The sequence below is a fragment of the Rhodobacter flavimaris genome (assembly GCF_021378075.1).
Classification (GTDB): domain Bacteria; phylum Pseudomonadota; class Alphaproteobacteria; order Rhodobacterales; family Rhodobacteraceae; genus Rhodobacter; species Rhodobacter flavimaris.
Genome location: NZ_JAJUOS010000041.1, coordinates 1 through 686, shown reverse-complemented (window position 1 = coordinate 686; position 686 = coordinate 1). Strand labels below are relative to the sequence as shown.

Here is a 686-nt window from a genome sequence, read left to right as displayed (position 1 = left end):
ACGACAGACCCTCGAATATCGGCGCTTGCAGCACCACAAGCTCGCCGCATAACATCATCCCACAGACGAGGCCCGCTCTCCGCTAATCTACGCCACGAGTTGCGCCAAATGTTCTGACGACGGACACTTGTCGAGCGCGTCGAAGCAAACGGAAAACTCCTCCAGATCACGCCGCTTCGCCAAGCCAGGCACCGAGACCTCTTGCTCTCCCTCTATTGCTAGGTAGACGGCTTGCCCATCGGGTATGCCGCGGCGCTTTCGGATGGCCTCGACCTCTTTCGCAACCCGCTCTTCCGGCGAACCGTCCTTATTGGGTGAGAAAAGCCCCTCAAATAGGAGCGCTGCAGTGGCGCTCGAGGTATCGATGTGGGAAAAATAGGGTTCTGGGTCGGAAGTCAGTGTGGCAGTGACCCGAGGTGCAGTGGATGAGACCAGGGCAGGATTTGGGGACTCTGACACCAGTTTGTTCGCCCCATGGACCCTCCAAATGGCGACGTATCGTGCGATCACGGGTGGTTGACTCCTTTCGTGTTGGCTGCATGGCGGACGACTTCGGCGCCCTGTCCCCCGTCAGCGCCTATGGCACAGATTTGAGGTTGTGATTTAAGGAGGATTTGGGCTTCGTCGTAGTGACGAAGGAACGAAGATGAAGCCCAAATCCTCCAATTCAAAATCGCCGACCAAGC

Annotated in this window: 1 protein-coding gene; it reads right to left on the bottom strand. The window is 57.4% G+C overall.

Translation table 11 applies throughout. The features are described from left to right. Positions 1 to 506 precede the first annotated feature (506 nt). On the bottom strand, positions 507 to 686 hold a 180-nt coding region (locus LZA78_RS17565), incomplete at its 5' end, for a hypothetical protein (RefSeq protein ID WP_233678169.1).